We start from the raw sequence: 25,280 nt of genomic DNA, 5'->3' as shown, positions 1-25,280 counted from the left end.
GCCTTCCCCTTCCACACCCTATATTCGGATGGTGCAAAACCTCCATCCGATCTGCCCAGCCCCCGCTCCAAACAGCCGCTCCGCACTGGCAGAGGCAAAGCCGAAACACCTCCGACATTTTCTGAAACAAAAATTTAATCAATCGTTTGATTAAATAGTGCTGTAATCCGGCTCCATGCCAGATTCAGCTTCCAGGTCGCCCCGGCCTTCCATGCCCCCACCACCGCCGACGGAAGGACCGCAGGCCCGTGCACGACTGCTGCACGCAGCGTTGCGCCTCTTTGCAGAAAACGGCTTTGCCAAGGCATCCATCCGCGACATTGCCCAGGCGGCGGGGGTCAACCCGGCCTCCATCAGCTACTACTTTGGCGACAAGAACGGGCTGTACCGCGCGGCGTTCACCGAACCCATGGGCAGCCCCATCGCCGTGGATGCCTGGCCGGACACCTTGCCTGCGTTCATCGAACTGCTGATCCAGAGTTTCATGCAACCCTTGCACGAAGGCGATCTGGTCGAGCTGTGCATGCGCTTGCACTTTCGCGAAATGCTGGACCCGACCGGGCTGTGGCAGCAGGAGCTGGAGTGCGAGATCAAGCCCGCGCACGCCGCGCTCGTGGGCCTGCTGTGCAAGGAGTTCGGCCTGAAAACCGCCGATGACGACGTACACCGCCTGGCCATGGCCATCACCGCCCTGGCGCTGCAGTACTACGTGGGCCGCGACGTGGTGCAGGCGGTGCGCCCCGGACTCACCGCCACGCCACGGGGACTGGCCGCCACCACATCACGGCTGGTGGACTTTGCCCAGTTCATGGTGGACGGGGAGCGCCAGCGCCGCGCCACGGCCCGCGCTGCCGCGTCCGCCAAAAAAACCTCCTCTTCCCGTACCCCAGAGTGACTTGCACATGCGACTGATCTCACACAAACCCCTGTGGCTGGCACTGGTCCTGCCACTCGTGGCCTGCTCCACCACCGCACCCCCAGCCCAGGTCGCAACACCCGTACCCATGCGCTGGCAGGCCCCCTTGCCGCACCAGGGCTCCCTCACGGACATGGCCCGCTGGTGGACCCAGCTGCAAGATCCGCTGCTGGTCGAGCTGATCGACGCCACCCAGGCCGTGAGCCCGGGCATCGCGCAGGCCCAGTCGCGCATTGCGCAGGCCCGTGCCACGCAGGTGAGCAGTCGGGCGGCGTTGTTGCCCGCGCTCGACGCGCAGGCCAGCGCCAGCCGCGGCTTCAATGACCAGCTGGCCCGCGTAGCCACCACCTCGCAGGCCGGACTGCAGGCGAGCTGGGAGGTGGACCTGTTTGGCGCCAACCGCGCCGCCAAAACTGCGGCCGATGAGCGGCTGGCGGGCGCACAGGCCCTGTGGCACGAGGCGCGCGTGAGCGTGGCGGCCGAGGTGGCGCAGCAGACCAGCAGCATCCGCACCTGCCTGGCCCAGCAGCAGGTGGCGGAGCGCGACGCGCAGTCCCGTGGTGAAACGTCCCGCCTGTCCCAGCTGAGCGAGCGCGCGGGCTTCACGGCGCCCGCCACAGCCGCACTGGCCCGTGCCAGCGCCGCCGAAGCCCAGGCCCGCGCCTCGCAGCAGCGCATGCAATGCGATGTGGAAGTCAAGGCCCTGGTGGCGCTCACCGGCTGGGAAGAACCCACCCTGCGCACCCGGCTGGCCCAGCCGGTGGCTGCGGCCCCGGACACTTTGTTTGCCGTGGGCGCACTGCCCGCCCAGGTGCTGGCCCAGCGCCCCGACGTGTACAACGCCGAGCGCGAAGTGGCGGCCGCCAGTGCCGACGTCGCCAGCGCCCAGGCCCAGCGCTACCCACGCCTGACCCTCAGCGGCAGCGTGGGTGCAGCCCAGGTGCGCACGGGGGGCGTAACCACCGACCTGAACACCTGGACCATCGGCCCGCTGGCGCTCAGCGTGCCCCTCTTTGACGGTGGCCGCCGCGCTGCGCAGACCGATGCGGCGCAGGCCCGCTACGACGAGGCCGCCTCGCAGTACCGGGCCAAGGTGCGCCAGGCCGTGAGCGAGGTCGAGCAAGCCCTGGTGCGCCTGCAAAGCACAGCCGAGCGCAGCGCCAGCGCGCGCACTGCCGCCGACGGCTACCGCGCGTCGTTCGACGCGACCGAGGCGCGCTGGCGCGGCGGCCTGGCCAGCCTGGTGGAGCTGGAAGATGCCCGGCGCACGGCGCTGGCCGCCGACAACGCGCTGATCGCGCTGCAGCACGAGCGCCAGACCGCCTGGATTGCGCTGTACCGCGCCGCTGGCGGCGGATGGAAGCTATGAGACCCCCCCTGAGGCGCTTTGCGCCTCGTCTGCGCATCGCCGGTTTCAAGCGCAGTGGGCTGCGCCCAACACCATGCACAGCGGATATGAATTTTTCAGGACAAATGCACATGCAACACTCCTCCTTCTCCTTCAAGTTTTCCCCCACCGCCTTCGCCGTGATCACCGCCTGCGTGCTGGCCACGGGCGGTGCGCTGGTTTTCTCGGGTGCATCGCGTGCCGCCGATGAACCCAAGGCGGGCCAGCCCCGGCCTGCGCTCACCGTCAGCACGGCGCAGCCGCAGCGCATGCAGGTTCCGCTGCGCCTGGCTGCCAACGGCAACATCGCGGCCTGGCAAGAGGCGAGCATTGGGGCCGAGAGCAACGGCCTGCGCTTGACCGACGTGCGTGTGAACGTGGGCGATGTGGTCAAGGCCGGGCAGGTGCTGGCCACCTTCTCGGCCGACACGGTGTTGGCCGATGTGGCCCAGAGCCGCGCCAGCCTGCTCGAAGCCCAGGCCAATGCGGCCGAGGCCGCCGCCAATGCCGACCGCGCCCGCTCGTTGCAAGCCACGGGCGCACTCAGCCAGCAGCAGATCCAGCAGTTCACCACCGCCGAGCAAACCGCCAAGGCCCGCGTGGAGGCTGCCCAGGCCGCGTTGAACGCGCAGCAGCTGCGCCTCAAATACACCCAGGTGGTGGCGCCTGACAGTGGCGTGATCTCGGCGCGCACCGCTACGGTGGGCGCGGTGGTGGGTGCCGGCACAGAGCTGTTCCGCATGGTGCGCAAGGGCCGCCTGGAGTGGCGCGCCGAGGTCACGTCCACCGAGCTGCGGCGCATCCAGCCCGGCGCCAAGGTCAACGTCACCGCCGCCAGCGGCGCCGTGGCCGAGGGCACTGTGCGCATGGTCGCGCCCACGGTGGACCCGCAGACGCGCAATGCGCTGGTCTACGTGGATCTGCCCGCCAATGCGGACTTCCGTGCCGGAATGTTTGCGCGGGGCGACTTCGCGCTGGGCAGCAGCGACGCGCTCACCGTGCCGCAAGAGGCGCTGGTGGTGCGCGACGGGTTCTCGTACGTGTTTGTGGTGGGCGGCGACCAGCGCGTGCAGATGCGCAAAGTCCAGACCGGCCGCCGCGTGGCTGACCGGGTGGAGGTGCTGTCGGGCCTGGACGCAGGAGCCTCCGTGGCCGTGCGCGGTGCGGGCTTTTTGAACGATGGCGACCTCGTGCGCGTGGCGGCCCCTGCGGCGGCGCCAGCGGCGGGCAAGCAGTCCTCGAGCGAGCATTTCATGCAAAAAGTGCCTGTAGCGCTAGTGGATCGTGCGCCAACAGCTATCAATTAAGGAGCATTCCAGATGAATGTATCCACCTGGTCCATCAAGAACCCGATACCGGCGCTGATGCTGTTTGTGCTGCTGACCTTCGGCGGCCTGCTGTCCTTCAACGCCATGAAGGTGCAGAACTTCCCGGACATTGACCTGCCCACGATCTCGGTGACCGTGGCGCTGCCAGGCGCCTCGCCCGCGCAGCTCGAAAACGACGTGGCGCGCAAGATCGAGAACAGCATCGCCACGCTGCAGGGCCTCAAGCACATCTACACCAAGGTGCAGGACGGCGGCGCCACCATCACCGCCGAGTTCCGGCTGGAGAAGCCCACGCAGGAGGCGCTGGACGATGTGCGCTCCGCCGTGGCCCGTGTGCGCGGCGACCTGCCGGGCGACGTGCGCGACCCCATCGTGACCAAGATGGACCTGGCCGCGCAGCCCGTGCTGGCCTTCACCATCGCGTCGGCCCGCATGGACGATGAGGCGCTGTCCTGGTTTGTGGACGACGCCGTGGCCAAGAAGCTGCTCACCGTGCGCGGCGTGGGCGCCGTCAACCGCGTGGGTGGCGTGCAGCGCGAGGTGCATGTGGCGCTCGACCCGGTCAAGCTGCAGTCCCTGGGCGCCACGGCGGCCGATGTGTCGCGCCAGCTGCGGCTGGTGCAGACCGAGAGCGCCGGCGGCCGCACCGACCTGGGCGGCAGCGAGCAGCCGGTGCGCACGCTGGCCACGGTGCAGTCGGCGCAAGAGCTGGCGGGCCTGACGCTGGCCCTGTCGGACGGCCGCCATGTGCGGCTGGACCAGGTGGCCACGGTGACGGACACCATCGCCGAACCCCGCGCGCTGGCCCTGCTCAACGGCAAGCCGGTGGTGGGCTTTGAAGTGGCGCGCAGCAAAGGCGCGAGCGAAGTCGAGGTGGGCGCTGCGGTGCAGGCAGCCCTGCAGGAGATGCGCGCGCAGCACCCCGACCTGGAAATCACCGAGGCCTTCAACTTCGTGCAGCCGGTGCAGGAGGAATACGACGGCTCCATGCACCTGCTGTACGAGGGCGCGCTGCTGGCCGTGCTGGTGGTGTGGCTGTTCCTGCGCGACTGGCGTGCGACGTTTGTATCGGCCGTGGCGCTGCCGCTGTCGGTGATCCCGGCGTTCATTGGCATGTACTGGCTGGGCTTCTCGATCAACGTGATCACGCTGCTGGCGCTGTCGCTGGTGGTGGGCATTTTGGTGGACGACGCCATCGTGGAGGTCGAGAACATCGTGCGCCACCTGCGCATGGGCAAGACGCCCTACCAGGCGGCCATGGAGGCGGCCGACGAGATTGGCCTGGCCGTGATCGCCACCACCTTCACGCTGATCGCGGTGTTTTTGCCCACGGCGTTCATGAGCGGCATTGCGGGCAAGTTCTTCAAGCAGTTTGGCTGGACGGCGTCGCTCGCGGTGTTTGCCAGCCTGGTGGTGGCCCGCCTGCTCACGCCCATGATGGCGGCCTACATCCTGAAGCCCATCGTGGGCAACCACAAGGAGCCGCGCTGGATGACGGTGTACCTGCGCTGGGCCGCGTGGTGCATCAAGCACCGGTGGATGACCTTCATCGCCACAGCCGCGTTTTTCATTGGCTCGCTGGCGCTGATCCCGCTGCTGCCCACGGGCTTCATCCCGCCGGACGACAACTCGCAGACGCAGGTGTACCTGGAGCTGCCGCCCGGTGCCACGCTGGCGCAGACGCGTGCCGTGGCCGAAGACGCGCGCCAGCGCATCGCCCAGGTGGAGCATGTGCAGAGTGTGTACACCACCATCGGCGGCGGCTCGGCCGGCACCGACCCCTTCATGGGCGGCGCTAGCACCGAAACCCGCAAGGCCACGCTGACCATCCTGCTGTCCCCGCGCGGCGACCGGCCGCGCAAGCAGGGCATCGAGAACAAGATCCGCGCCGCGCTGGAGACGCTGCCCGGCGTGCGCAGCAAGGTGGGCCTGGGCGGCTCGGGCGAGAAGTACGTGCTGGTGCTCACCGGCGACGACCCGCAAGCGCTGACCACGGCCGCCTTGGCGGTTGAGAAGGACCTGCGCACCATCCCCGGCCTGGGCAGCATCTCGTCCACCGCCAGCCTGGTGCGGTCCGAGATCGCCGTGCGCCCCGACTTTGCTCGCGCCGCCGACCTGGGCGTCACCAGCAGCGCCATCGCCGAGACCCTGCGCATTGCCACGGTGGGTGACTACGACGTATCGCTGCCCAAGCTCAACCTGGCTGCGCGCCAGGTGCCCATCGTCGTCAAGCTGCAGGACGATGCGCGCAAGGACCTGTCGCTGCTGGAGCGCCTGCCGGTGCCCGGCGCCAAGGGCCCGGTGATGCTAGGCCAAGTGGCCACACTGGAGTTCAGCGGCGGCCCGGCCGTGGTGGACCGCTACGACCGCGCGCGCAACGTGAACTTCGAGATCGAGCTGTCGGGCCAGCCGCTGGGCGATGTGACCAAGGCGGTGGAGGCGCTGCCGTCCATCCAGAACCTGCCAGCCGGCGTGCGCCAGATCACGATTGGCGATGCCGAGATGATGGGCGAGCTGTTTGCCAGCTTTGGACTGGCCATGCTCACCGGCGTGCTGTGCATCTACATCGTGCTGGTGCTGCTGTTCAAGGACTTCCTGCACCCGGTGACCATCCTGGCGGCGTTGCCGCTGTCGCTGGGCGGCGCGTTTGTGGGACTGCTGATCGCGCAGAAGAGCTTCTCGATGCCCTCGCTCATCGGGCTGATCATGCTCATGGGCATTGCCACCAAGAACTCCATCCTGCTGGTGGAATACGCCATCCTGGCGCGGCGCGAGCACGGCATGACGCGTTTTGAGGCGCTGATCGATGCCTGCCACAAGCGCGCACGGCCCATCATCATGACCACGCTGGCCATGGGCGCGGGCATGCTGCCCATCGCCATTGGACTGGGCGCGGCCGACGCGAGCTTTCGCTCGCCGATGGCGGTGGCGGTGATTGGCGGGCTCATCACCTCCACGCTGCTGAGCCTCTTGGTGATTCCGGCAGTGTTCACCGGGGTGGACGACTTGGGACAGGGGTTCGGGCGGCTGGCCCGCCGCCTGCGCGGGGGGCGCCATGCCCCGGGAGCGCCGGCGGCCCCCGCAGCCACGGCAACGGCGCCATCAGCGCCGCATTCCGCCCCCTGACGCCAGCACTTGGCGCGCCCCCCGGCGTGAGCCCAAAAAGCAGGGCAATCACGGGGGTTGCGCGGGCTTTGGCGGGGGGTAGCCGTCGGATAATGCAACGCGCACCATGAACCTCGTCAGCCTGAACATCGAATCCATCCAGCTGGGCCACCCCTTGCCTTTTGTGCTGCGGGGGGCCGATGGCGTGTTGCTGGCGCAAAAGGGCTATGTGATCCGCACCCGCGACGAGCTGGCCAAGCTGGTCGAACGGGGCCGCGAGCTGTGCGTGGACACCGACGAATCCGGCGGCAGCCACCGCGCCTACCTGGCGCAGCTGCAGCGCATGCTGATCGCCGACACCAACCTGGGCGAGATCGCCGCCATGAAGATGACGGCGGGCGAGCAGGCCGCCGCTGCAGCCGCCGCGCGTGCAGGCAAGACCCTGCCCGACTGGCCAGAACTGCAGTTGCGCGCCACGCAGCTGCTGCGCGCCCCGTCGCCCAGCGACTTCGGCGGGCGCTTTCAGGCGCTGCACGACGAGCTGGCGCGCCATTGCGAACAAAACCCCGACGCCACGCTGCTGGCCCTGATTTACCTATCGGCCCAGGAAACGCGCATGTATAGCGCCACGCATTCCATGCTGGTCAGCTGCGTGTGCATGGTGGTGGCCCGCGAGATGCTGCGCTGGCCCAGCGGCCGGGTGCAGCAATTGGGGCACGCAGCGCTGAGCATGAACATCGCCATGACCGAGCTGCAGGACCAGTTGGTGCTGCAGACCCAGCCCCTCACCGCGACCCAGATTGCCGCCGTGGAAGACCACGCGGCGCGGTCCGAGGCGCTGCTGCGCCATCTGGGCGTGGCCGACCCGGTGTGGCTGGAGGCCGTGCGCTGCCACCACCACCGCACGCCCGGGCCCCTGGCCAAAAAGACCGAAGCCCAGCAAATGGCCCGCCTGCTGCAGCGCGCCGACATTTTTGGTGCCCGCCTGGCCCCCCGCGCCGCGCGGCTGCCCATGCCTGTCACTGCCGCCATGCAGGCCAGCTACTACGACGAAGAGCACCAGGTGGACGAGGCCGGCGCCGCCCTCGTCAAGACCCTGGGCGTCTATCCCCCCGGTGCCTTTGTGCGCCTGGCCAGCCGTGAAGTGGGCGTGGTCATCCGCCGGGGCACCACCGCCACCACCCCCCGCGTGGCCGTGGTGACCAACCGCGACGGCATGGCCACGGGCGAACCCATCCCCCGCGACACGGGCATGCCGCCCTGGAAGGTCACCGGCGTGGTGGCGTTCAAGGACGTACGCGTCAACCTGTCGCTGGACCGCCTGCTGCAGATGGTCTGACGGCCGGGAGGGCGCTGCAAGCCCAGTTCCATGCTCCGCCGCTGTCTGCGGTGGGCCACAGCCCCCCCTGATACCTGCATGAGGCGTCGCCCCATGCGTGGCTCCTGCCGTCCGTCACAGGGACTGACGCCGTATCACCTCCTTTCCCTGCCCAGCCATGGGCTGGCGCCGGTGGCACTGCGCGGCCGCTTTTGCCCCCCCCGCGTCCCGTTTCCTCCCGAAATCTGAATCCAAACGCGTGCGCGCCACGTAAACCATTCAGTACAAATAAAAACTCATGTGGACAAAAAATGATGAAATGGTTAAATTGGCTGCACTCACTGCCCAAAGTCCTATGAATCGCCTCACAAGACTCCTCTCGACCGCTGCCGCCCTGGGGGCCTGGCTGTTGCTGGCGCCCGCCGCCCAGGCGGCCGACGCGCCTGCCGGGTGCCCGGCCACGCTGCAGCACACCTTCCCGCGCCTGCAGGACGAAAAGCCCCAGTCGCTGTGCCAATACAGCGGCAAGGTGGTTCTGGTGGTCAACACAGCCAGCTTCTGTGGCTTTACCGGCCAGTACAAGGGGCTGGAAGAGCTGTATGCCCGCTACAAGGACAAGGGGCTGGTGGTGCTGGGCTTCCCGTCCAACGACTTTGCCCAGGAAAAAGGCAGCAACAAGGAAATCGCCGACTTCTGCGAAAACACCTTCGGCGTGAAATTTCCGATGTTTGCCAAGAGCAGCGTCAAAGGATCGGAGGCCTCGCCGCTGTACCAGCAGCTGGCCCAGCTGTCGGGCACGGCGCCCCGCTGGAACTTCCACAAGTACCTGCTGGGCCGCGACGGCAAGCTGGTGGACAACTACTCCAGCCTGACCGGGCCGGACAACAAGGGCCTGGTGCGTGCCATCGAACAGCAGCTCGCCCTGCCTACTCCCCGGTAAGCACCATGACTTCTTTACATTTCTTGAAAAAAAATACAGGCGCCCTCTGGAACTTCGCCGCAGCGGCCCCACTCTATCCATTGCGCAAGCCGATTGCGCGGCGTACAGTTTTAACGTTGCGAAGCCTTTCGGGCCCCTGGGTTCCGACTGACCTCCTGGAGCGCTTCTCCTCCCTCCCTCTCTTATTCGTTTCGGGACGCTTCGCAACCTTTTTATTCCAGGCGCCGGCCAGAGGGGGCCGGCCATGAAAATTGCCATCATCGGCTCCGGCATCTCCGGGCTCTCCGTCGCGCACCAGCTGCGCGGCCAGGCGGACATCACCCTGTTTGAGGCGGGCGACTACTTCGGTGGGCACACCCACACCGTCGATGTCACCTTGCCCGATGCGTCGGGCACCCCCGTCACCCACGGCGTGGACACCGGGTTTCTGGTGTTCAACGAGCGCACCTACCCCAACCTGATCCGCCTGCTGGCCGAGTTGGGCGTGGAGACGGCCAAATCCGACATGTCGTTCTCGGTGCAGGTGCCTGCCGCCCTGGGCGGTGGCCGCGCGCTGGAATGGAGTGGCACCAACCTGAGCACCGTATTTGCCCAGCGCTCCAACCTGGTCAACCCGCGCTTTCTGGGCATGCTGCGCGACCTGCTGCGCTTCAACAAGCTATGCACGCGCATTGCCGAAAAGCAGGCGGAGGCCGCGCTGATGCAGCCCCTGGGAGACTTCCTGCGCGAGCACCGCTTTGGCGACGCTTTCCGCGACTGGTACTTCCTGCCCATGCTGGGCTGCATCTGGAGCTGCCCCACCGACCAGATGCTGAAGTTCCCCGTGGCCACCATGATCCGGTTCTGCCACAACCATGGCCTGATCCAGGTGAGCAACCGGCCGCAGTGGTGGACGGTGTCCGGCGGCGCGCGCCACTATGTGGACAAGATCGTGGCGGGCATTGCCGACAAGCGCCTGAACACCCCCGTGCGCCGCATCGAACGCGACGCCGCCGGTGTGCGCGTGGTGACCGCAGGCCACACAGAACACTTCGACAAGGTGGTGCTGGCCACACACTCCGACCAGTCCCTCGCCCTGCTGGCCCAGCCCACGACGCAGGAGCGCGCCGTACTCGGTGCCATCCGCTACCAGGCCAACCGTGCGGTGCTGCACACCGATACGTCGGTGCTTCCCCAGCGCCGCGCCGCCTGGGCCGCGTGGAACTATGAGCGCGCCCAGCAGCGCAGCCGCGAGTCGGCCCGCGTGTGCCTGCACTACCTCATCAACCAGCTGCAGCCCGTGCCGTTCGCGCAGCCCGTGGTGGTGTCGCTCAACCCGGTGCGTGACATTGCGCCCGAGCACGTGATCGGCAGCTACGAATACGCCCACCCGGTGTTCGACATGGCCGCCATTCGCGCGCAGCAGCAGGTGGGCAAGCTGCAGGGGCAGCAGCACACCTGGTTCTGCGGCGCCTGGACGGGCTACGGCTTCCACGAGGACGGCCTCAAATCCGGCCTGGCCGTGGCCGAGCAATTGCGGGCAGCCCTGCCAGCCCCCTTGGCGGAGGCCGCGTGAGCCACGCCCCGGCCCCATCCGCAGCGCCCCTCATCGGCTTCGGCCAGGTGCGCCACACGCGGCTGCGGCCCCGGCGGCACGCGTTTGCCTACCCCACGTTTTTCCTGATGCTGCCGATGCGCAGCCTGAGCGGCACGCACACGCCGCTGGCGGTGAACCGCGGCGGTGCCATCAGCTTCCATGATGTGGACCACGGCGACGGCCGCAGCGCCGCGCAGGGCGGGGCGCTGGCCTGGCTGGACGAGCTGCTGCACACCGAAGGCATCACCGATGCCACGGGGGAGGTCTGGCTGCACTGCTACCCCCGCGTGCTGGGCTACACCTTCAAGCCCGTGAGCTTCTGGTATTGCCACCGTGCGGACGGCCCCCTGCGCGTCATCGTGGTCGAGGTGAACAACACCTTTGGCGAGCGCCACTGCTACCTGCTGGACGCGCCGCAGTACGGCGTGGAACAGCGGGCGCGCAAGGTGTTCCATGTGTCTCCCTTTTGCGAGGTGAGCGGCGGCTATCGCTTCCGCTTCATGCGCACCGAGGCCAGTCCCAAGGCCGGTGCACAGGATGCAGGCCGCACGGTGGTGCGCATCGACCACGACGACGACACCGGCCCCCTCATCCAGACCAGCGTGAGCGGCACCCTGCAGACCATCACCCCACAGACCCTGCGCCAAGCGCTGTGGGGCTACCCCGCCATGACGCTGGCCATCATTGCCCGCATCCACTGGCACGCGCTGCAGCTGTGGCTCAAGCGTGTGCGTTTCCACCGCAAGCCCGAGGCGCCCGCCGCCGCCGTGACCCGTTGATTTCCATGACGAACGAGACCGCCATGAACTCCACCACCGCCCCCCGCTCTGCCCAGACCCTGCCCGCGGGCACCCCCGCAGCCGCACGCACAGCTCTCAAGCTGCTCCACAAGCTGCAGCACGGTCACCTCACGGTGCAGCTGCCCGACGGCACCCTGCAGCACTTCGGCCACGGGAACGGTCCCTCGGCCGCGATCACGCTCAAGAACTGGAATGTGTGCAGCGCCGCACTCAAGTCGGGCGACATCGGCTTCGCCGAGAGCTACATCGCGGGCGACTGGACCACGCCGCACCTCACCGACCTGCTCAAGCTCTTCATCGCCAACCGCCAGCAGGTCGAAGGCGTGATCTACGGCACCTGGGCGGGCCGGCTGCTGTACCGCATCAAGCACCTGCTCAACCGCAACACCCGCGCCAACAGCCAGAAGAACATCCACGCCCACTACGACCTGGGCAATGCGTTCTACGAACTCTGGCTGGACGACACGATGAACTATTCGTCCGCCTGGTTCGAGGGCGATGCGGGCGGTGACATGCGCACCGCGCAGCACGCCAAGGTGCGCCGCGCCTTGCGCATGGCGGGGGTGGAGCCCGGTTCCCGGGTGCTGGAGATCGGCTGCGGCTGGGGCGCGCTGGCCGAGATGGCGACCGTCGAATTCGGCGCCCGCCTGACGGGGGTGACGCTGTCCACCGAGCAGCTCGCGTTTGCGCAAAAGCGCATGGCGCAGCAGGGGGTGGCCGAGCGTGCCGACCTGCGCCTGCAGGACTACCGCGACATCCAGGACGGCCCGTACGACGCCATCTGCTCCATCGAGATGGTCGAGGCCGTGGGCCGCGAATACTGGCCCACCTACTTCCAGTCGGTGAACCGCCTGCTCAAGCCCGGCGGCAAGGCCTGCATCCAGAGCATCGTCATCGACGACAGCCTGTTTGACCGCTACATCAGCTCCACCGACTTCATCCAGCAATACATCTTCCCGGGCGGCTGCCTGCCCTGCCCGCGCGAGTTCCGCCGCGAGGCCGAGGCGGCAGGCCTGCGCGTGGTGGACGAGTTCGCGTTCGGCCAGGACTACGCCGAAACCCTCAAGCGCTGGCGCGAGCGTTTTCTGGCGCAGCGCACCCAGATTCTGCAGCTGGGGTTCGATGAGCGCTTCATGCACATCTGGGAGTTCTACCTCGCGTACTGCGAAGCGGCGTTTGCGATGAGCAACATCGACCTGGTGCAGTACACGCTGGTGAAGGACTGATCAAGAACCGAGAATCGCTATGAAAAACATAGCTATTACCGCAATATTCACTAGCGCATTGATGGCTTTTGGCCCTCAAACCGCGCTGGCGCAGGTGGCAGAGGCCAGCGCCGCCGCTGCAGCCCCACTGTCGGGTGCGCGGCTGGTGGGGCAGGGCGTGCTGCGCTTTCTGGGGTTTGAGATCTACCGCGCGCGGCTGTGGGTGCAGCCCGGCTTTGACGCCGACAACTACGCGGCCCACCCCCTGGCGCTGGAGTTGACCTACCACCGCGATTTTTCGGCCGACGCCATCGCCAAGCGCTCCATCGAGGAGATGCGCCGCGTGGGCAGCTTCACGCCCCAGCAGGCCACGCGGTGGCAGCAGGCGCTGGCCGCCGCCTTGCCAGATGTGAAGGCGGGCGACCGGCTGTTGGGCCTGTACCAACCCGGCGCGGGCGCCGTGTTCAAGATGGGCGGGCGTGTGGTGGGCGAGGTGCCCGACGCCGAGTTCTCGCGCCTGTTCTTCGGCATCTGGCTGTCGCCACAGACCTCCGAGCCTGGACTTCGGCAAGAGCTGATCGCTGCCACCCGCACGGCGGGCCAAGGGCAGCAATGACCACCCACACGCCCATTCGCACCGGCCAAGGCCTGGCCTATGGGCTGCTGGGCCTGCCGCTGGCGTTCGTCGCGCTGCCTTTGTACGTGCTGCTGCCCAACCACTACGCGCGCGAGTTCGGCATGCCACTGGCCACGCTGGGGTCGGTGCTGCTGGCGGCAAGGCTGTTGGATGCGGTGTCGGACCCGCTGCTGGGCCGCCTGTCGGACTACCTGTTTGGCCGCTCGGTGCGCGCCGTGCTGGCGGTGGGCGCGGTGTCGGCGGTGGTGCTGGCACTGGGGCTGACCAGCCTGTTCTTCCCGCAGGTGCGCGGGGCCGACGCGCTCATCGCCTGGGCGCTGGTGGCGCTGCTCATCACCTACACCGCCTACAGCCAGTTGGGGATTGCGCATCAGTCCTGGGGCGCGCGGCTGGGCGGCGACGAGCTGCAGCGCGGCCGCATCGTGGCCTGGCGCGAAGGCGCAGCGCTGATGGGTGTAGTCACCGCCTCGGTGCTGCCCGCACTGCTGGGCCTGCCAGTCATGCTCAGCGTGTTTGCACTCACCTTGCTACTGGGCTGGTGGGCGTGGACGCGCGCCCCGCGCCCCACAGACCACGCAGGCGGCGTGGCCGGCGTGTACCGCCCGCCCCAACGTGCCAGCCTGTGGCGGCCCTGGGGGCGGCCCGCCTTCCGCCGCCTGCTGGCGGTGTTCATGCTCAACGGCATTGCCAGCGCCATCCCGGCCACGCTGGTGCTGTTCTTCATTCAGGACCGCCTGCAGGCCCCGCCCACGCAGGAGCCGATGTTCCTGGCCGCATATTTCGTCTGCGCGGCGCTGTCCATCCCGCTGTGGCTGCGCGCCGTCGCCCGCTGGGGTCTGGCGCGCACCTGGCTGGCCGGCATGCTGCTGGCCATTGCCGTGTTTGTGTGGACGGCGTTCCTGGGCGCGGGCGATGTAGTTCCGTTCCTCATCGTCTGTGCGCTGTCGGGCGTGGCCCTGGGCACCGACCTGGCCCTGCCCAGCGCCTTGCTGGCCGGAGTGATTGCCGCCGAGGGCGACAGCGGCCAGCACGAGGGCGCTTACTTTGGCTGGTGGAACTTTGCCACCAAGCTCAACCTGGCGCTGGCCGCAGGCCTAGCGCTGCCGCTGCTGGGCTGGTGGGGCTACACGCCAGGCACACGCAGCGACGACGGCCTGCACACCCTGGGGCTGGCCTACGCCGTGCTGCCCTGCGCGCTCAAGCTGCTGGCAGCGGCGGCGCTGTATTGGCTGGTGCTTCGGCCTGCGCGCGGCGCGGCCAGTGCCTGATTTTTCAAGGGATGCCCAACATGCAAAGACGCCTTCTCCTCTCCGCCGCTGTGGCCGCACCTGTGGTCTTTTCCGGCTGCGCCAGCCAGAACCTCGATGGCTACGCCAGCGAAAAACCGGTGCTGGACCTGGCCCAGTATTTCAACGGCAAGATCGACGCCTACGGCATCTTCCAGGACCGCAGCGGCCAGATCGTCAAACGCTTCACCGTGGTGATGGACTGCAGCTGGAAGGGCAACGAGGGCGTGCTGGACGAAGCCTTCACCTACTCTGACGGCACCACGCAGCGCCGCATCTGGCGCCTGACGAAGCATGCCGACGGCCGCTACACCGGCACCGCCGACGATGTGGTGGGCACGGCCAACGGCCAGACGCGCGGTAACGCCTTCCGCTGGAACTACACGCTGGCGCTGCCCGTGGATGGCAAGGTCTACAACGTGGACTTGGACGACTGGATGTACCTCATCGATGACCGCGTGATGCTCAACCGCGCCACCATGAGCAAGTTCGGCGTGCGGCTGGGCGAGATCACCCTGTCCTTCACCAAGCGCGCACCATGAAACTCAACCCTCCCTTGCGCGACTGGAAGGGCCGCCGGGCCTGGCTCATCGGGGCCAGCAGCGGCATCGGCCGGGCCACGGCCGCAGCGCTGCATGCGCGCGGCGCGCAGGTCATCGTTTCGGCCCGGAGCAGCGATGCGCTGAACGCCTTCGTGGTGCAGCACCCTGGCAGCACCGCGCTGGCTTTTGACACGGCCGAGCCCACCCAGGTGCAGGCTGCCGCTGCGCAGGTGCTGGCGGATGGCGCGCCCGACCTGGTGTGCTACTGCGCGGGCTACTACCGCGACATGCGCGCGACCGACTTCGACCTGACCGTGATGCTGCGCCACGAGCAGATCAACTACAACGGCGCACTGCATGTGCTGGCCGCCGTGCTGCCCGCCATGCTCGCCGCCGCCCAGGCGGGGCGCCCCGGGCATGTGAGCCTGATCAGCAGCGTGGCGGGGTTCCGGGGCCTGCCCAAGAGCCTGGCCTACGGGCCCACCAAGGCTGCGCTCATCAACCTGGCCGAGGCGCTGTACCTGGACCTGCACGACCTGGGCCTGGGCGTGAGCGTGATCAACCCCGGCTTTGTGGCCACGCCGCTCACGGCGGGCAACGACTTCACCATGCCTGCGCTCATCTCCCCCGAAGCGGCAGCCGACGCCATCCTGCAGGGCTGGGCGCGCGGGCAGTTCGATATTCACTTCCCCAAGCGCTTTACGCGCGTGATGAAGCTGCTGCGGCTGCTGCCCTACCGGTGGTACTTTCCAGCCGTCCGCAAGTTCACGGGACTCTGAGTTTCCATGCAACCCCCTTACACCGCCCCCGCTACCGAAGAAGCCGTCACGCGCGTCATTGCGTTTTTTGAAAACCTGTCGCCCGCCGATGTGGCGACCATCGGCCAGTTCTATGCGCCCCAGGCGCGCTTCAAGGACCCGTTCAACGAGGTGGTAGGCGTGCCTGCCATCCAGGGCATCTTTGCCCACATGTTCGAGGCCCTGGAGCAGCCGCGTTTTGTGGTTACGGGCCGCGTGGTGCAGGGACAGCAGTGCTTCTTGACCTGGGACTTTCTGTTCGCGTTCAAGGACTTCCACAAGGGCGTGACGCAGACAGTGCGCGGCGCCTCGCACCTGGTGCTGGACGCCCAGGGCCAGGTGACCTTGCACCGCGACTACTGGGATGCCGCCGAGGAGCTGTACGAAAAGCTGCCCGTGGTGGGCGCGCTGATGCGCTGGCTCAAGAAGCGCGCCAACAGCTGACGGTCCGGGCCTTCATCACCCCACCGCGCGGATGCGTGGGTGCCCCGGCAGCGGCACCGCACGCTGCAGCACGCCTTCGGCCAGCCACAGTGCACTGTTCCATGCGCGCTGCGCGACATAGGGCAGCGGCAGCTGCTGGTAGTCGTCGTTGAAGACCTCAAAGCTGTAGTCGCCCTGATAGCCCATGCCGTCCAGTGTGCGCACCAGCTCGGCCAGCGCCTGGCTGTGTACGCCCTCGCCGGGAAACACGCGAAAGTGCCGCGCAGTCTCGATGCGCTCCTGCACCGTGCGCGTCTCCTGCCACATGAAGTCCGACAGCTGCACGAGGTAGATCTTGGCCGGGTCCACATCCTCCAGCGCCGAGAGCGGCGTGCTGGTGGCGAACTGGTGGTACGAGTCGATGGCCAGGCCCAGGTTGGGGCAATCGGCCTGCTCCACGGCCGCCCAGGCCTGGTGCACCTCGTTGATGTGGCGGCCCCACGAGAGGCCTTCAAACGCCACGCGAATGCCGTGCGGCAACGCCAGCAGGGCCAGCTTGCGCAGGTCCCGTGCAATGGCATCGGCGTCGGCCGTGGCGTGTGACGATGTGGAGCTGCAGGCCAGCAGCACGGGCGCGCCCAGGTCGCGCGCCATCAGGATCATCTGCTTGGCAATGTCCACCTTGTAGCTGTGCAGGTGGCCCGAGAGGCCCTCAAAATCGCGCAGCACCTGAAAGCCCGTCACGCGCAGGCCGCTGTTGCGCACGGCGTGCACAGCGGCCTCAATGCCCGCAGGGTGGCCCACGATGTCGCGCGCGGCCAGCATGATCTGGCCAAAGCCTGCGGCCTGGACGGCGGCGAGCTTGGCCTCCAGCGGCCCAGCCAGGCTGATGGTGTCCATGCCGAAGTCGGCGACGTTGCGTTGCATGGTGGATCGGCGCATGGGCGGTCTCCAGGCTCAGCGCGCGTCGAGCACCAGCTCGAAGCTGGGCGATGCTGCATCGGCACGCGTGAGGGCGCCGCGCGTGCCGGTGTGCACGCCCGTGGGCGACTCCACAAACTCCACGCCCCGCGCACGCAGTGCATTCACAGTGGCCAGCACGTCGGGCGTGCCAAAGGCCACGCGCTGCAGCAGCTCCTCGGGGTCGGCATCCAGTGCATCGACCTGCGGCTCAATCAGTTGCCAGTGCAATGTGCCGCACGGGCTGGACAGGATGCGGCCATGGGTGAGCACGCCAAACGACTGGTTGGGCGCCAGCTCGGCAAAGCCGAACAGCTCGCTGTAGAAGTGGATCCAGTCTGCCGCGCGACCCAGACCGATGTACTGCACCACACCGAACAGGCGCAGGCCCTGCAGCGCGGGCGGGCGCGGGTGGACGGTGGGGATGGGCACAAAGTCCACGTCGTAGATGGAGAACTCTTTCCAGCGGTCCACAAAGTAGATGCGGCTCGCGCCCACACCGTGGATAGCGGGGATGTTCAGCTCCATCACCTCGACCTCGGTGTGCACAGCCCAGGCGCCCAGCTCCAGTACACGGCGAAACGCTGCGGCGGCGTTGCTGACGCGGAATGCGACGGCCGCCAGCACGGGGGCTTCGGTGAGCGCGGGCGGCGCATGCAGGCCCGTGCGCTCGGCATCCTGGTGTGCGTTGACGATGATGTTCATGTCGCCCTGGCGGTACAGCAGCACCTCGCGCGAGCGGTGGCGCGCCACGGGCTGGAAGCCCATGCGCTCCAGCGCCTGGCCCAGCGCTTGCGGGCGGCTGGTGGCGTATTCGATGAACTCCACGCCCTGCAAGCCCAGGGGGTTGGGCAGTTCGCCCAGCGCTTCGCGGGCGGCCATCATCGGGGTGCTCATGGGGTTGGCTCCTTGTGGTTTGCTGCGGGCGTTGGCATCAGCGGGTACTGACCAGGCGGCGGAAATGCGCGTCCATGCGTGCGGCATCGGGCGCCTCGCCAGTGAACAGCTCGAACGCGCCCACAGCCTGGCCCACGGCCATGCCGCCGCCGTCCGACACGCGGCAGCCCAGTGCGCGCGCGGCCTGCACCAGCGCGGTGTCGAGCGGGAAATACACCACCTCAGACACCCACATCGCGGGCCGCAGCAGCGCCACGTCCAGCGGCAGGCCGGGCAGTTTGTCCATGCCCGTGGGCGTGGCGTGGATCAGGCCGGTGGCTTGTGCCATGGCCGCTTGGATGTCAGCCGCTTCGGCCCGGGCGCCGTAGAGCGCATTCACGTCGGCCGCCAGTTGCGCTGCGCGCTCGGGCTGTGCATCGACGATGCTCAGGTGCTCGGCGCCCAGGCGCAACACGGCGTGTGCAATTGCAGCGCCCGCACCGCCTGCGCCCAGCAGCACCACGCGGCGCAGGTCGGCGCCGGGCAGCGCGCGGGTAAAGCCCCAGGCCCAGCCCGATCCATCGGTGTTGTGCCCCACCAGTTGTCCATCACGGATAACCACGGTGTTCACGGCGCCCATAGCGCGCGCTTCTTCGGACAGGCTGTCGAGGTGCGGGATCACTGCCTGCTTGCAGGGGTAGGTCACGTTGCAGCCCGCATAGCCCATGATGCGCGCCGCTGACAACAGCGTGGGCAGATGCTCCACCGAGGACGCCGAGCGGTCCAGGTCAATGAGCTGGTAGTGCAGGCGCATGCCGTGGTGGCGTGCTTCTTCTTCGTGCAGCGCGGGCGACAGCGACTTCTGGATGCCGGCACCGATCAGCCCGATCAGCACCTTGCGGGGGCTTGTGGAGGACATGGTGGACATGGGTGTGGTGACCGGGGGATCAAGCAGCTGGGTGCTCATGGGGCGGGCGGAATGCGGGGTGAATGCACGGCCGGGCGTGGCCAGGCCATGGGCGGCCGTGCGAGGAGGGCAGCGTGGGGCTTACTTGCCGCCGCGCAGCTTGGCCAGCGTGGCGTAGACCTCTTTTACCGTCTCGGCGCCGACTTTTTCGCTGTGCTTTTCGACCACGGGCTTGACCTTGGCGCGCAGCTTGTCCAGCTCGGCGGGCGAGAACTCGGACACCTGCATGCCGGCCTTCTTGAGGTCTTCCAGCGCCACGTTGGCCTGCACGCGCGACACACCGCGCTGGAAGGTGGTGGCCTCGGCCATGGCGTCGGTGAGCGCCTTCTGGTCGGCAGGGTTCAGGCTGTCCCAGAACTTCTTGCTCACGATCACGGCCTGGGGGTTGTACATGTGGCGCGTGACGGTCAGGTACTTCTGCACCTCCGCAAACTTGGACGACAGGATGGTGGAGAACGGGTTCTCCTGGCCGTCCACGGCCTTCTGCTCCATGGCGGTGTACAGCTCGGGGAACGGCATGGGAACGGCGTTGGCGCCCAGCGCGTTGAACATGTCGATGTAGATGGGCGACTGGATCACGCGGATCTTGAGGCCCGCAATGTCCTCGGCCTTGGTGATGGGACGCTTGCTGTTGGTGAGGTTGCGAAAGCCCAGCTCCCAGTAGCCCAGGCCGATCAGGTTCTTGGCCTGCAGCTTGTCGAGCAGCTTCTTGCCGAAGGGGCCGTCGGTCACGGCATCAGCCTCTTGGGGCGTACCGAACAGGAATGGGAAGTCGTAGATGCCGAATTCCTTGGCCTGGGCCGAGAGAATGCCTGCGTTGAGCACCGTCATCTCCACCGTGCCACCTTGCAGCGCCGACACCGTCTGCAGGTCGCCGCCGAGCGTGCCGCCGGGGAAGAGCTTGACCGCAATGCGACCGTTGGTCTTGGCCGCCACCAGGTCGGCAAACTTTTGCGCGCCCTGGGCCTGCGGGTGGTCCTTCTGGTTCTGGAAGGCGAACTTGATGGTGCGCTCCTGCGCGTGCGCGGCGGGCAGCAGCGATGCGGCGATGAGGGCCGTGGCGAGCAGGGTTTTGAGCAGCTTCATGGAATGGTCTCCTTGGGTTTTGGGCAGGCAGAAACGGTAGGCGAGTAGGGGCGGGTCAGCCCCCCAGCAGGCGCAAGGGCACAAGAACGATGGACGGGAACAGCACCAGCAGGAACATGACGATGAACTGCGCCACCATGAACGGCATGACGCCCCGGGTGACCTGCGACATGGAAATGCGGCCTACCCCGGCTACCACGTTGAGCACGGTGCCCACGGGTGGCGTGATGAGGCCAATGGCGTTGTTGATGATGAACAGCACGCCGAAGTACACCGGGTCAATGCCGGCTGCCTTGACCACCGGCATCAGCACGGGCGTGAGGATGAGGATGGTGGGCGTCATATCCATCGCGGTGCCCACCACCATGACCAGCACCATGATCGCGATCAGCAACAGCGTCTGGTTGCCCATGAAAGGCTCCAGCATGCCGATGACCGCAGACGGGAGATCGGCCACGGTGATGAGCCAGGCCGACACCATGGCGGCAGCGACCAGAAACATCACCACGGCGCTGGTGCGTGCAGAGGTCTGAAAGATCTCCACCAGCTGGCGCAGGCTCAGCTCGCGGTACACCACCATCGCGACAAACAGCGAGTAGACAGCGGCCACCACGGCGGCTTCTGTTGGCGTGAATACACCCATGCGCAGGCCCACCAGGATGATGATGGGCAGGCCCAGGGCCCACACGGCCTCACGCAGCGCCAGCACCAGCTCGGCGCGCGTGGCCCGCGTGGGCGGCGCCACGTTCTCGCGCCGCACCAGCCACCACCATGTCACCGCCAGCGAGAGCCCCAGCAGCACACCCGGAACAATGCCCGCCAGGAACAGCTTGCTGATCGACACGTTGGCGGCCACGCCAAAGATCACGAAGCCAATGGAGGGCGGGATGACTGGCGCGATGATCCCGGCGGACGCAATCAAGCCCGCCGAGCGCTCCTTGTTGTGCCCCGCAGCCACCATCATTGGCAGCAGCAGCGACGCCAAGGCGGCCGCATCCGCCACAGCCGAGCCCGACACGGCCGCCAGTATCACGGCCGCCATGATGGCCACATAGCCCAGGCCACCGGGGACATGGCCCACCACGGTGAGCGCCAGCTTCACGATGCGCTTGGACAACCCGCCCACATTCATGATCTCGCCCGCCAGCATGAAAAAGGGCACCGCCAGAAGCGGAAAGCTGTCCGCGCCATTGATCACGTTTTGCGCCAGGATCTGCGCGTCGAACAGGTCCAGATGCCACATGAGCGCCACACCGCAGATCAGCAGCGCGTAGGCGATGGGGATGCCGATCGCCATGGCAAGCAGCAGGGAGCCCAGGAAGATGGTGACGGTCATGGTGCGCGTTCCAGTGCAAAAGGGGGATCAGCGGCGCGGGCCTACCGAGGGAGGGGTGGCACTGGCGTCTTCCGCGCGGTGTTGCAGCGCCGCGAGTTCTTCGCTCTCCTGCACCATGACCAGTTCGTTTTCGCTCAGCGGCACAAACAGCGTGCGCAGCAGATCACGCAGCAGGATGGCAATGGCCGACCCGCCCATGAGCACACCGCTCGCGTAGAAGATGCCCACCGATGCCCCCGTGACCGGTGCTTCGGTGTCGGCATTGATCACCATCTGCGCCCAACTGCCCTTGAGCAGCAGCCAGGAGACATACAGCATGGCGACCTGCGCCAGAACCAGACAAACCTTTTTGCCCGCGGCAGGCAGGCGAGACACCAGCACGTCGGTACCCAGGTGTCCGTGCTCCCGCAAAGCCACCACGGCTCCCATGAACGTCAGCCACACGAACAGCCAGCGCGACAGCTCTTCGGACACCGTGATGCCCGAGTTCGCGGTGTAACGCAACACCACATTGCCAAACACCAGCACCACCATGATGGCCAGGCACAGGCCGGAAAGCATGTCGAGTGCGCGGGTGTATCGCCCGAGCCAGCGGTCGGCCAGTGCAAGCATGGTGTCTCCAGTCGTTATCGGTTGCTGTTTTTAAATTTTGTACGAACTGGTTAGTATTTGATCTAGGTGCAAACCCTGCTCGTTGGCGGCGGTCAGGCCATGCGGGAAAGGCTGCAATGCAGGGACGCACGGCGCCAGACGCAGAGCGCCCCCGGCTCCGATGTCCGGGAGCACCGCACGGTCAAGGCGCGCAATGCGTCGGAGAAATGCGAATCAGGGCCGCAGAAAGCGCACGATCATTTCAATGATCGATTCACGGCGTTGCGCCGTGGCGGCAGGCGTGTCCAGCGAGCGCTTGAAGATCGCGCCAAAGGTGTGGCGGTTGGCCACGTTGAAAAAGCACAGGGCGGAGATCGACATGTGCAGATCGACCGGGTCCACATCCGGACGAAAAACCCCCGCCGCCACGCCGCGCTGGTACACATCGCGCACGGCATGGATGACCGGGATGTTCAGTTCCTGGATCGTGGCCGATTGGGTGATGTACTCGCCCCGGTGCATGTTCTCGTTCATCACCAGGCGGATGAAGTCGGGGTTGGCGAGCTGGTAGTCCACCGTGAAGCCCACCAGCGTACGCAGGGCCTGCTCGGGCGCGAGGTCTTCGAGATGCAGCTCGGACTCGATGCGGCGGATGCGCCGGTAGGCATCCTCCAGCACCGCCACGTACAAACCTTCCTTGCTACCGAAGTAGTAGTAGATCATGCGCTTGCTGGTGCTGGTCAGCGCCGCGATCTCGTCGATGCGCGCCCCGGCCAAACCCTTGTCGGCAAACTCCGCCGTGGCCACCTGCAGGATGTTGGCCATGGTGCGGTCCGGGTCGTTCACGCGCACCCGGTCGGCGCCCGGGGTGGCTGCGGCCTCGCGTGCGGCGCGCTGGCGGGTCGCCCTGGTACCAGCGCCTGGGGGTGGGTTTTGAACCATTTCGTTCATACACCCGGGAGCATACGGCAAGCGGAGGATTGAACGGCACAAAGACCCGCCGCACACTGCGGCAGGACGGGCTCGCCGGAGCCTTGCGGCGGCCGTGGGACCGGGTCAGGCAGGCTTGGTGTCAGCGAAGCTGGGGCGCTGCATCAGTTTGTCGAGCAGCTTGCCCAGGTTGGGGTATTCGTTGCGCCAGGCGATCTCGGGAAAACGGAACTCCAGCCAGCCCAACGCACAGCCCACCGCAATGTCGGACAGGCTCAGGTGGATGCCGCTGCAATAGGGCTTGTCGCCCAGGCCCTGGCTCATGGACTTGAGACCATCGTTCACCTTGAGCAACTGGCGGTCGATCCAGGCCTGGCTGCGTTCGCTGTCCTTGCGATGGACCCAAGTGGCTTCCAGGCGGGCCAGGATGCCGGCGTCCATCACGCCGTCGGCCAGGGCCTCCCAGGTCTTGACCTCGGCACGTTCGCGGCCCTGGGTGGGGATGAGCTTGCCCACGGGCGACAGGGTGTCGAGGTATTCCACGATGACACGCGAATCAAACACGGCCTCGCCGCCTTCCATTACCAGGCAGGGCACCTTGCCCAGGGGGTTGGAGGCGGAGATGTGGGTGTCGTCTGCCCAGACGTTTTCTTGCACGAACTGGTAGTCGAGCTTTTTCTCAGCCATCACGATACGTACCTTGCGCACGTAGGGGCTGGTGGTGGCTCCGATCAATTTCATGGTGTGTCTTCCAGTGCGCGGGGATGCTGAACAATTCGGGTTTGATTCTATCGACAGCGACCCGGCGTGAGGCTGACTGATGCGCCGCCCCCACAAACCCCGCCAACCCGCCCCGCCTACAATGGCGCGCCATGAGCCTGTCCACCATCACCGCCCTGTCGCCGCTTGACGGCCGTTACGCCCCCAAACTTGCCGCCCTGCGCCCGATCATGAGCGAACACGGCTACATGCACCGCCGCGTGCAGGTGGAAGTGGCCTGGTTCATTGCGCTGTCGGATGCGGGTTTTGCTGAATTCAAGCCCCTCACCACCGGAGCACGTGCTTACTTGCTAGGCCTGGTCAAGAACTTCTCCGAAGCCGACGCTGCGGCCATCAAGGAGATCGAAAAGACCACCAACCACGACGTGAAGGCGGTCGAATATTGGATCAAGAGCAAGTTCGAAGCCCGTCCTGAGCTGGAAAAGGCCTCCGAATTCGTGCACTTTGCCTGCACCAGCGAAGACATCAACAACACCAGCCACGCACTGCAGCTGCGCTCGGGCCGCGACCAGGTCATCCTGCCGGGCCTGGACCGCATCATGCTTAAGCTGCGCGAAATGGCCCACGCCTTTGCCGATGTGCCCATGCTCAGCCGCACCCACGGCCAGACCGCCAGCCCCACCACCGTGGGCAAGGAAATGGCCAACGTGCTGATGCGTCTGCAAACGGCCTGCGAGAAGATCGCCGCCGTCAAGATCATGGGCAAGATGAACGGCGCCGTGGGCAATTACAACGCCCACCTGTCCGCCTGGCCCGAGTTCGACTGGGAAGCCTTCAGCAAGAAGGTGATTGAGACCCCCGAACCGCTGGGCCTGGGCCTGACCTTCCAGCCTTACAGCATCCAGATCGAGCCGCACGACTACATGGCCGAGCTGTTCGACGCCGTGGCCCGTGCCAACACCATCCTGATCGACCTCTCGCGCGACATCTGGGGCTATGTGAGCCTGGGCTACTTCAAGCAGCGCCTGAAGGCAGGCGAAATTGGCTCGTCCACCATGCCGCACAAGGTCAACCCCATCGACTTCGAGAACGCCGAAGGCAACCTGGGCCTGGCCAACGCACTGCTCAAGCACCTGTCCGAAAAGCTGCCCATCAGTCGCTGGCAGCGCGACCTGACCGACAGCACAGTGCTGCGCAACATGGGTGTGGCCCTGGGTTATGCCACGCTGGCCTACGCCTCGCTGCTCACGGGCCTGAACAAACTCGAAATCAACGAAGAAGCCCTGGCCGAAGACCTGGACGCGTCCTGGGAAGTGCTGGCCGAGCCCATCCAGACGGTGATGCGCCGCTTTGGTGTGCAAGGCGCCTACGAAAAGCTCAAGGAAGTGACCCGGGGCAAAACCGTTACGGCAGAAGCGCTGCACGGACTGATCCAGTCGCTGGAGATTCCCCAGGCTGAAAAAGACCGCTTGCTGGCTATGACGCCCGGCAGCTATGTGGGCAAGGCGGCTGAGCTGGCACGCCGGGTGTAGCAATACCGCCATGTGGCAGCGC

Annotated in this window: 23 protein-coding genes; 15 read left to right on the top strand and 8 right to left on the bottom strand. The window is 66.9% G+C overall.

Features of this window, described 5'->3' with window-relative positions; translation table 11 throughout:
• The first annotated feature begins 211 nt into the window (after positions 1-211).
• From DNK89_RS15360 to DNK89_RS15295, 14 genes are all read left to right on the top strand, one after another.
• Positions 212-895: a CerR family C-terminal domain-containing protein gene (locus DNK89_RS15360; RefSeq protein ID WP_238990828.1), complete on the top strand. Its 684-nt coding sequence runs from the start codon at positions 212-214 to the stop codon at positions 893-895.
• Positions 896-902: 7 nt separating this feature from the next.
• Positions 903-2,285: an efflux transporter outer membrane subunit gene (locus tag DNK89_RS15355; protein ID WP_110960795.1), complete on the top strand. Its 1,383-nt coding sequence runs from the start codon at positions 903-905 to the stop codon at positions 2,283-2,285.
• 110 nt (positions 2,286-2,395) lie between these two features.
• The gene (locus DNK89_RS15350; RefSeq protein ID WP_110960949.1) at positions 2,396-3,610 is read left to right on the top strand and encodes an efflux RND transporter periplasmic adaptor subunit; all 1,215 of its coding nucleotides are present in this window, start codon (positions 2,396-2,398) and stop codon (positions 3,608-3,610) included.
• A 12-nt stretch (positions 3,611-3,622) separates the two neighbouring features.
• A complete protein-coding gene (locus DNK89_RS15345) occupies positions 3,623-6,757 on the top strand; it encodes an efflux RND transporter permease subunit (protein ID WP_110960794.1) in 3,135 nt (1,044 codons plus the stop codon).
• A gap of 106 nt (positions 6,758-6,863) precedes the next feature.
• Positions 6,864-8,075, top strand: a complete 1,212-nt coding sequence (locus DNK89_RS15340; protein ID WP_110960793.1) for an HD-GYP domain-containing protein — start codon at positions 6,864-6,866, stop codon at positions 8,073-8,075.
• Positions 8,076-8,409: 334 nt separating this feature from the next.
• Positions 8,410-8,994 carry a glutathione peroxidase gene (locus tag DNK89_RS15335; protein ID WP_238990827.1) on the top strand — a complete coding sequence of 195 codons (585 nt, stop codon included), beginning with the start codon at positions 8,410-8,412 and terminating at the stop codon, positions 8,992-8,994.
• Between the two features lie 244 nt (positions 8,995-9,238).
• Positions 9,239-10,549, top strand: coding sequence for an NAD(P)/FAD-dependent oxidoreductase (locus DNK89_RS15330; RefSeq protein ID WP_110960791.1), 1,311 nt, complete (start codon positions 9,239-9,241; stop codon positions 10,547-10,549).
• Positions 10,546-11,349, top strand: a complete 804-nt coding sequence (locus tag DNK89_RS15325) for a DUF1365 domain-containing protein (protein ID WP_110960790.1) — start codon at positions 10,546-10,548, stop codon at positions 11,347-11,349. Before DNK89_RS15330 ends, DNK89_RS15325 begins: the two co-directional genes overlap by 4 nt.
• A 23-nt stretch (positions 11,350-11,372) precedes the next feature.
• Positions 11,373-12,596 (top strand): cyclopropane-fatty-acyl-phospholipid synthase family protein, encoded by a 1,224-nt coding sequence (locus DNK89_RS15320; protein ID WP_110960948.1) that lies wholly within the window; start codon positions 11,373-11,375, stop codon positions 12,594-12,596.
• 61 nt (positions 12,597-12,657) lie between these two features.
• The gene (locus DNK89_RS15315) at positions 12,658-13,191 is read left to right on the top strand and encodes a chalcone isomerase family protein (RefSeq protein ID WP_099732304.1); all 534 of its coding nucleotides are present in this window, start codon (positions 12,658-12,660) and stop codon (positions 13,189-13,191) included.
• Positions 13,188-14,480 (top strand): MFS transporter, encoded by a 1,293-nt coding sequence (locus DNK89_RS15310; RefSeq protein ID WP_110960789.1) that lies wholly within the window; start codon positions 13,188-13,190, stop codon positions 14,478-14,480. Before DNK89_RS15315 ends, DNK89_RS15310 begins: the two co-directional genes overlap by 4 nt.
• A 20-nt stretch (positions 14,481-14,500) precedes the next feature.
• The gene (locus DNK89_RS15305) at positions 14,501-15,040 is read left to right on the top strand and encodes a DUF3833 domain-containing protein (protein ID WP_203422290.1); all 540 of its coding nucleotides are present in this window, start codon (positions 14,501-14,503) and stop codon (positions 15,038-15,040) included.
• Entirely contained in the window at positions 15,037-15,819 is a 783-nt protein-coding gene (locus DNK89_RS15300) for an SDR family oxidoreductase (RefSeq protein WP_110960788.1), read from the top strand. Before DNK89_RS15305 ends, DNK89_RS15300 begins: the two co-directional genes overlap by 4 nt.
• Before the next feature lie 6 nt (positions 15,820-15,825).
• Entirely contained in the window at positions 15,826-16,281 is a 456-nt protein-coding gene (locus DNK89_RS15295; protein ID WP_015016267.1) for a nuclear transport factor 2 family protein, read from the top strand.
• Positions 16,282-16,296: 15 nt separating this feature from the next.
• On the opposite strand, the gene DNK89_RS15290 is transcribed toward DNK89_RS15295, so the two are convergent.
• The 8 genes from DNK89_RS15290 to DNK89_RS15255 all read right to left on the bottom strand — a co-directional run bounded on the left by DNK89_RS15290 (position 16,297) and on the right by DNK89_RS15255 (position 23,747).
• Positions 16,297-17,202, bottom strand: a complete 906-nt coding sequence (locus DNK89_RS15290) for a sugar phosphate isomerase/epimerase (protein ID WP_110960787.1) — start codon at positions 17,200-17,202, stop codon at positions 16,297-16,299.
• A 15-nt stretch (positions 17,203-17,217) separates the two neighbouring features.
• The gene (locus tag DNK89_RS15285; protein ID WP_110960786.1) at positions 17,218-18,117 is read right to left on the bottom strand and encodes a VOC family protein; all 900 of its coding nucleotides are present in this window, start codon (positions 18,115-18,117) and stop codon (positions 17,218-17,220) included.
• A gap of 37 nt (positions 18,118-18,154) precedes the next feature.
• Positions 18,155-19,015 (bottom strand): shikimate dehydrogenase, encoded by an 861-nt coding sequence (locus DNK89_RS15280; protein ID WP_043567043.1) that lies wholly within the window; start codon positions 19,013-19,015, stop codon positions 18,155-18,157.
• Positions 19,016-19,144: 129 nt separating this feature from the next.
• A complete protein-coding gene (locus DNK89_RS15275) occupies positions 19,145-20,149 on the bottom strand; it encodes a TRAP transporter substrate-binding protein (protein WP_110960785.1) in 1,005 nt (334 codons plus the stop codon).
• Between the two features lie 55 nt (positions 20,150-20,204).
• Positions 20,205-21,485, bottom strand: a complete 1,281-nt coding sequence (locus DNK89_RS15270; protein WP_110960784.1) for a TRAP transporter large permease — start codon at positions 21,483-21,485, stop codon at positions 20,205-20,207.
• Between the two features lie 27 nt (positions 21,486-21,512).
• Positions 21,513-22,097, bottom strand: coding sequence for a TRAP transporter small permease (locus DNK89_RS15265; protein ID WP_110960783.1), 585 nt, complete (start codon positions 22,095-22,097; stop codon positions 21,513-21,515).
• A gap of 213 nt (positions 22,098-22,310) precedes the next feature.
• Entirely contained in the window at positions 22,311-23,027 is a 717-nt protein-coding gene (locus DNK89_RS15260) for a TetR/AcrR family transcriptional regulator (RefSeq protein WP_060985481.1), read from the bottom strand.
• A gap of 105 nt (positions 23,028-23,132) precedes the next feature.
• Positions 23,133-23,747 carry a glutathione S-transferase N-terminal domain-containing protein gene (locus DNK89_RS15255; protein ID WP_056643959.1) on the bottom strand — a complete coding sequence of 205 codons (615 nt, stop codon included), beginning with the start codon at positions 23,745-23,747 and terminating at the stop codon, positions 23,133-23,135.
• Positions 23,748-23,878: 131 nt separating this feature from the next.
• On the opposite strand from DNK89_RS15255, the gene purB reads away from it, so the two are divergent.
• A complete protein-coding gene (gene purB / locus DNK89_RS15250; RefSeq protein ID WP_110960782.1) occupies positions 23,879-25,258 on the top strand; it encodes an adenylosuccinate lyase in 1,380 nt (459 codons plus the stop codon).
• Positions 25,259-25,280: the final 22 nt, after the last annotated feature.

It is taken from the genome of Acidovorax sp. ST3 (genome assembly GCF_003231145.1).
Taxonomy (GTDB): domain Bacteria; phylum Pseudomonadota; class Gammaproteobacteria; order Burkholderiales; family Burkholderiaceae_C; genus Acidovorax.
Note: the sequence above shows the minus strand (reverse complement) of the source record. Positions and strands in the feature narration are given on the sequence as shown.

Excerpts from the sequence above, each read along its gene's own strand:
- DNK89_RS15360 (WP_238990828.1), top strand. The coding sequence starts at position 212 with ATGCCCCCACCACCGCCGACGGAAGGACCGCAGGCCCGTGCACGACTG.
- DNK89_RS15355 (WP_110960795.1), top strand. The coding sequence starts at position 903 with ATGCGACTGATCTCACACAAACCCCTGTGGCTGGCACTGGTCCTGCCA.
- DNK89_RS15350 (WP_110960949.1), top strand. The coding sequence starts at position 2,396 with ATGCAACACTCCTCCTTCTCCTTCAAGTTTTCCCCCACCGCCTTCGCC.
- DNK89_RS15345 (WP_110960794.1), top strand. The coding sequence starts at position 3,623 with ATGAATGTATCCACCTGGTCCATCAAGAACCCGATACCGGCGCTGATG.
- DNK89_RS15340 (WP_110960793.1), top strand. The coding sequence starts at position 6,864 with ATGAACCTCGTCAGCCTGAACATCGAATCCATCCAGCTGGGCCACCCC.
- DNK89_RS15335 (WP_238990827.1), top strand. The coding sequence starts at position 8,410 with ATGAATCGCCTCACAAGACTCCTCTCGACCGCTGCCGCCCTGGGGGCC.
- DNK89_RS15330 (WP_110960791.1), top strand. The coding sequence starts at position 9,239 with ATGAAAATTGCCATCATCGGCTCCGGCATCTCCGGGCTCTCCGTCGCG.
- DNK89_RS15320 (WP_110960948.1), top strand. The coding sequence starts at position 11,373 with ATGAACTCCACCACCGCCCCCCGCTCTGCCCAGACCCTGCCCGCGGGC.
- DNK89_RS15315 (WP_099732304.1), top strand. The coding sequence starts at position 12,658 with ATGGCTTTTGGCCCTCAAACCGCGCTGGCGCAGGTGGCAGAGGCCAGC.
- DNK89_RS15310 (WP_110960789.1), top strand. The coding sequence starts at position 13,188 with ATGACCACCCACACGCCCATTCGCACCGGCCAAGGCCTGGCCTATGGG.
- DNK89_RS15305 (WP_203422290.1), top strand. The coding sequence starts at position 14,501 with ATGCAAAGACGCCTTCTCCTCTCCGCCGCTGTGGCCGCACCTGTGGTC.
- DNK89_RS15300 (WP_110960788.1), top strand. The coding sequence starts at position 15,037 with ATGAAACTCAACCCTCCCTTGCGCGACTGGAAGGGCCGCCGGGCCTGG.
- DNK89_RS15295 (WP_015016267.1), top strand. The coding sequence starts at position 15,826 with ATGCAACCCCCTTACACCGCCCCCGCTACCGAAGAAGCCGTCACGCGC.
- DNK89_RS15290 (WP_110960787.1), bottom strand. The coding sequence starts at position 17,202 with ATGCGCCGATCCACCATGCAACGCAACGTCGCCGACTTCGGCATGGAC.
- DNK89_RS15285 (WP_110960786.1), bottom strand. The coding sequence starts at position 18,117 with ATGAGCACCCCGATGATGGCCGCCCGCGAAGCGCTGGGCGAACTGCCC.
- DNK89_RS15280 (WP_043567043.1), bottom strand. The coding sequence starts at position 19,015 with ATGTCCTCCACAAGCCCCCGCAAGGTGCTGATCGGGCTGATCGGTGCC.
- DNK89_RS15275 (WP_110960785.1), bottom strand. The coding sequence starts at position 20,149 with ATGAAGCTGCTCAAAACCCTGCTCGCCACGGCCCTCATCGCCGCATCG.
- DNK89_RS15270 (WP_110960784.1), bottom strand. The coding sequence starts at position 21,485 with ATGACCGTCACCATCTTCCTGGGCTCCCTGCTGCTTGCCATGGCGATC.
- DNK89_RS15265 (WP_110960783.1), bottom strand. The coding sequence starts at position 22,097 with ATGCTTGCACTGGCCGACCGCTGGCTCGGGCGATACACCCGCGCACTC.
- DNK89_RS15260 (WP_060985481.1), bottom strand. The coding sequence starts at position 23,027 with ATGAACGAAATGGTTCAAAACCCACCCCCAGGCGCTGGTACCAGGGCG.
- DNK89_RS15255 (WP_056643959.1), bottom strand. The coding sequence starts at position 23,747 with ATGAAATTGATCGGAGCCACCACCAGCCCCTACGTGCGCAAGGTACGT.
- purB (WP_110960782.1), top strand. The coding sequence starts at position 23,879 with ATGAGCCTGTCCACCATCACCGCCCTGTCGCCGCTTGACGGCCGTTAC.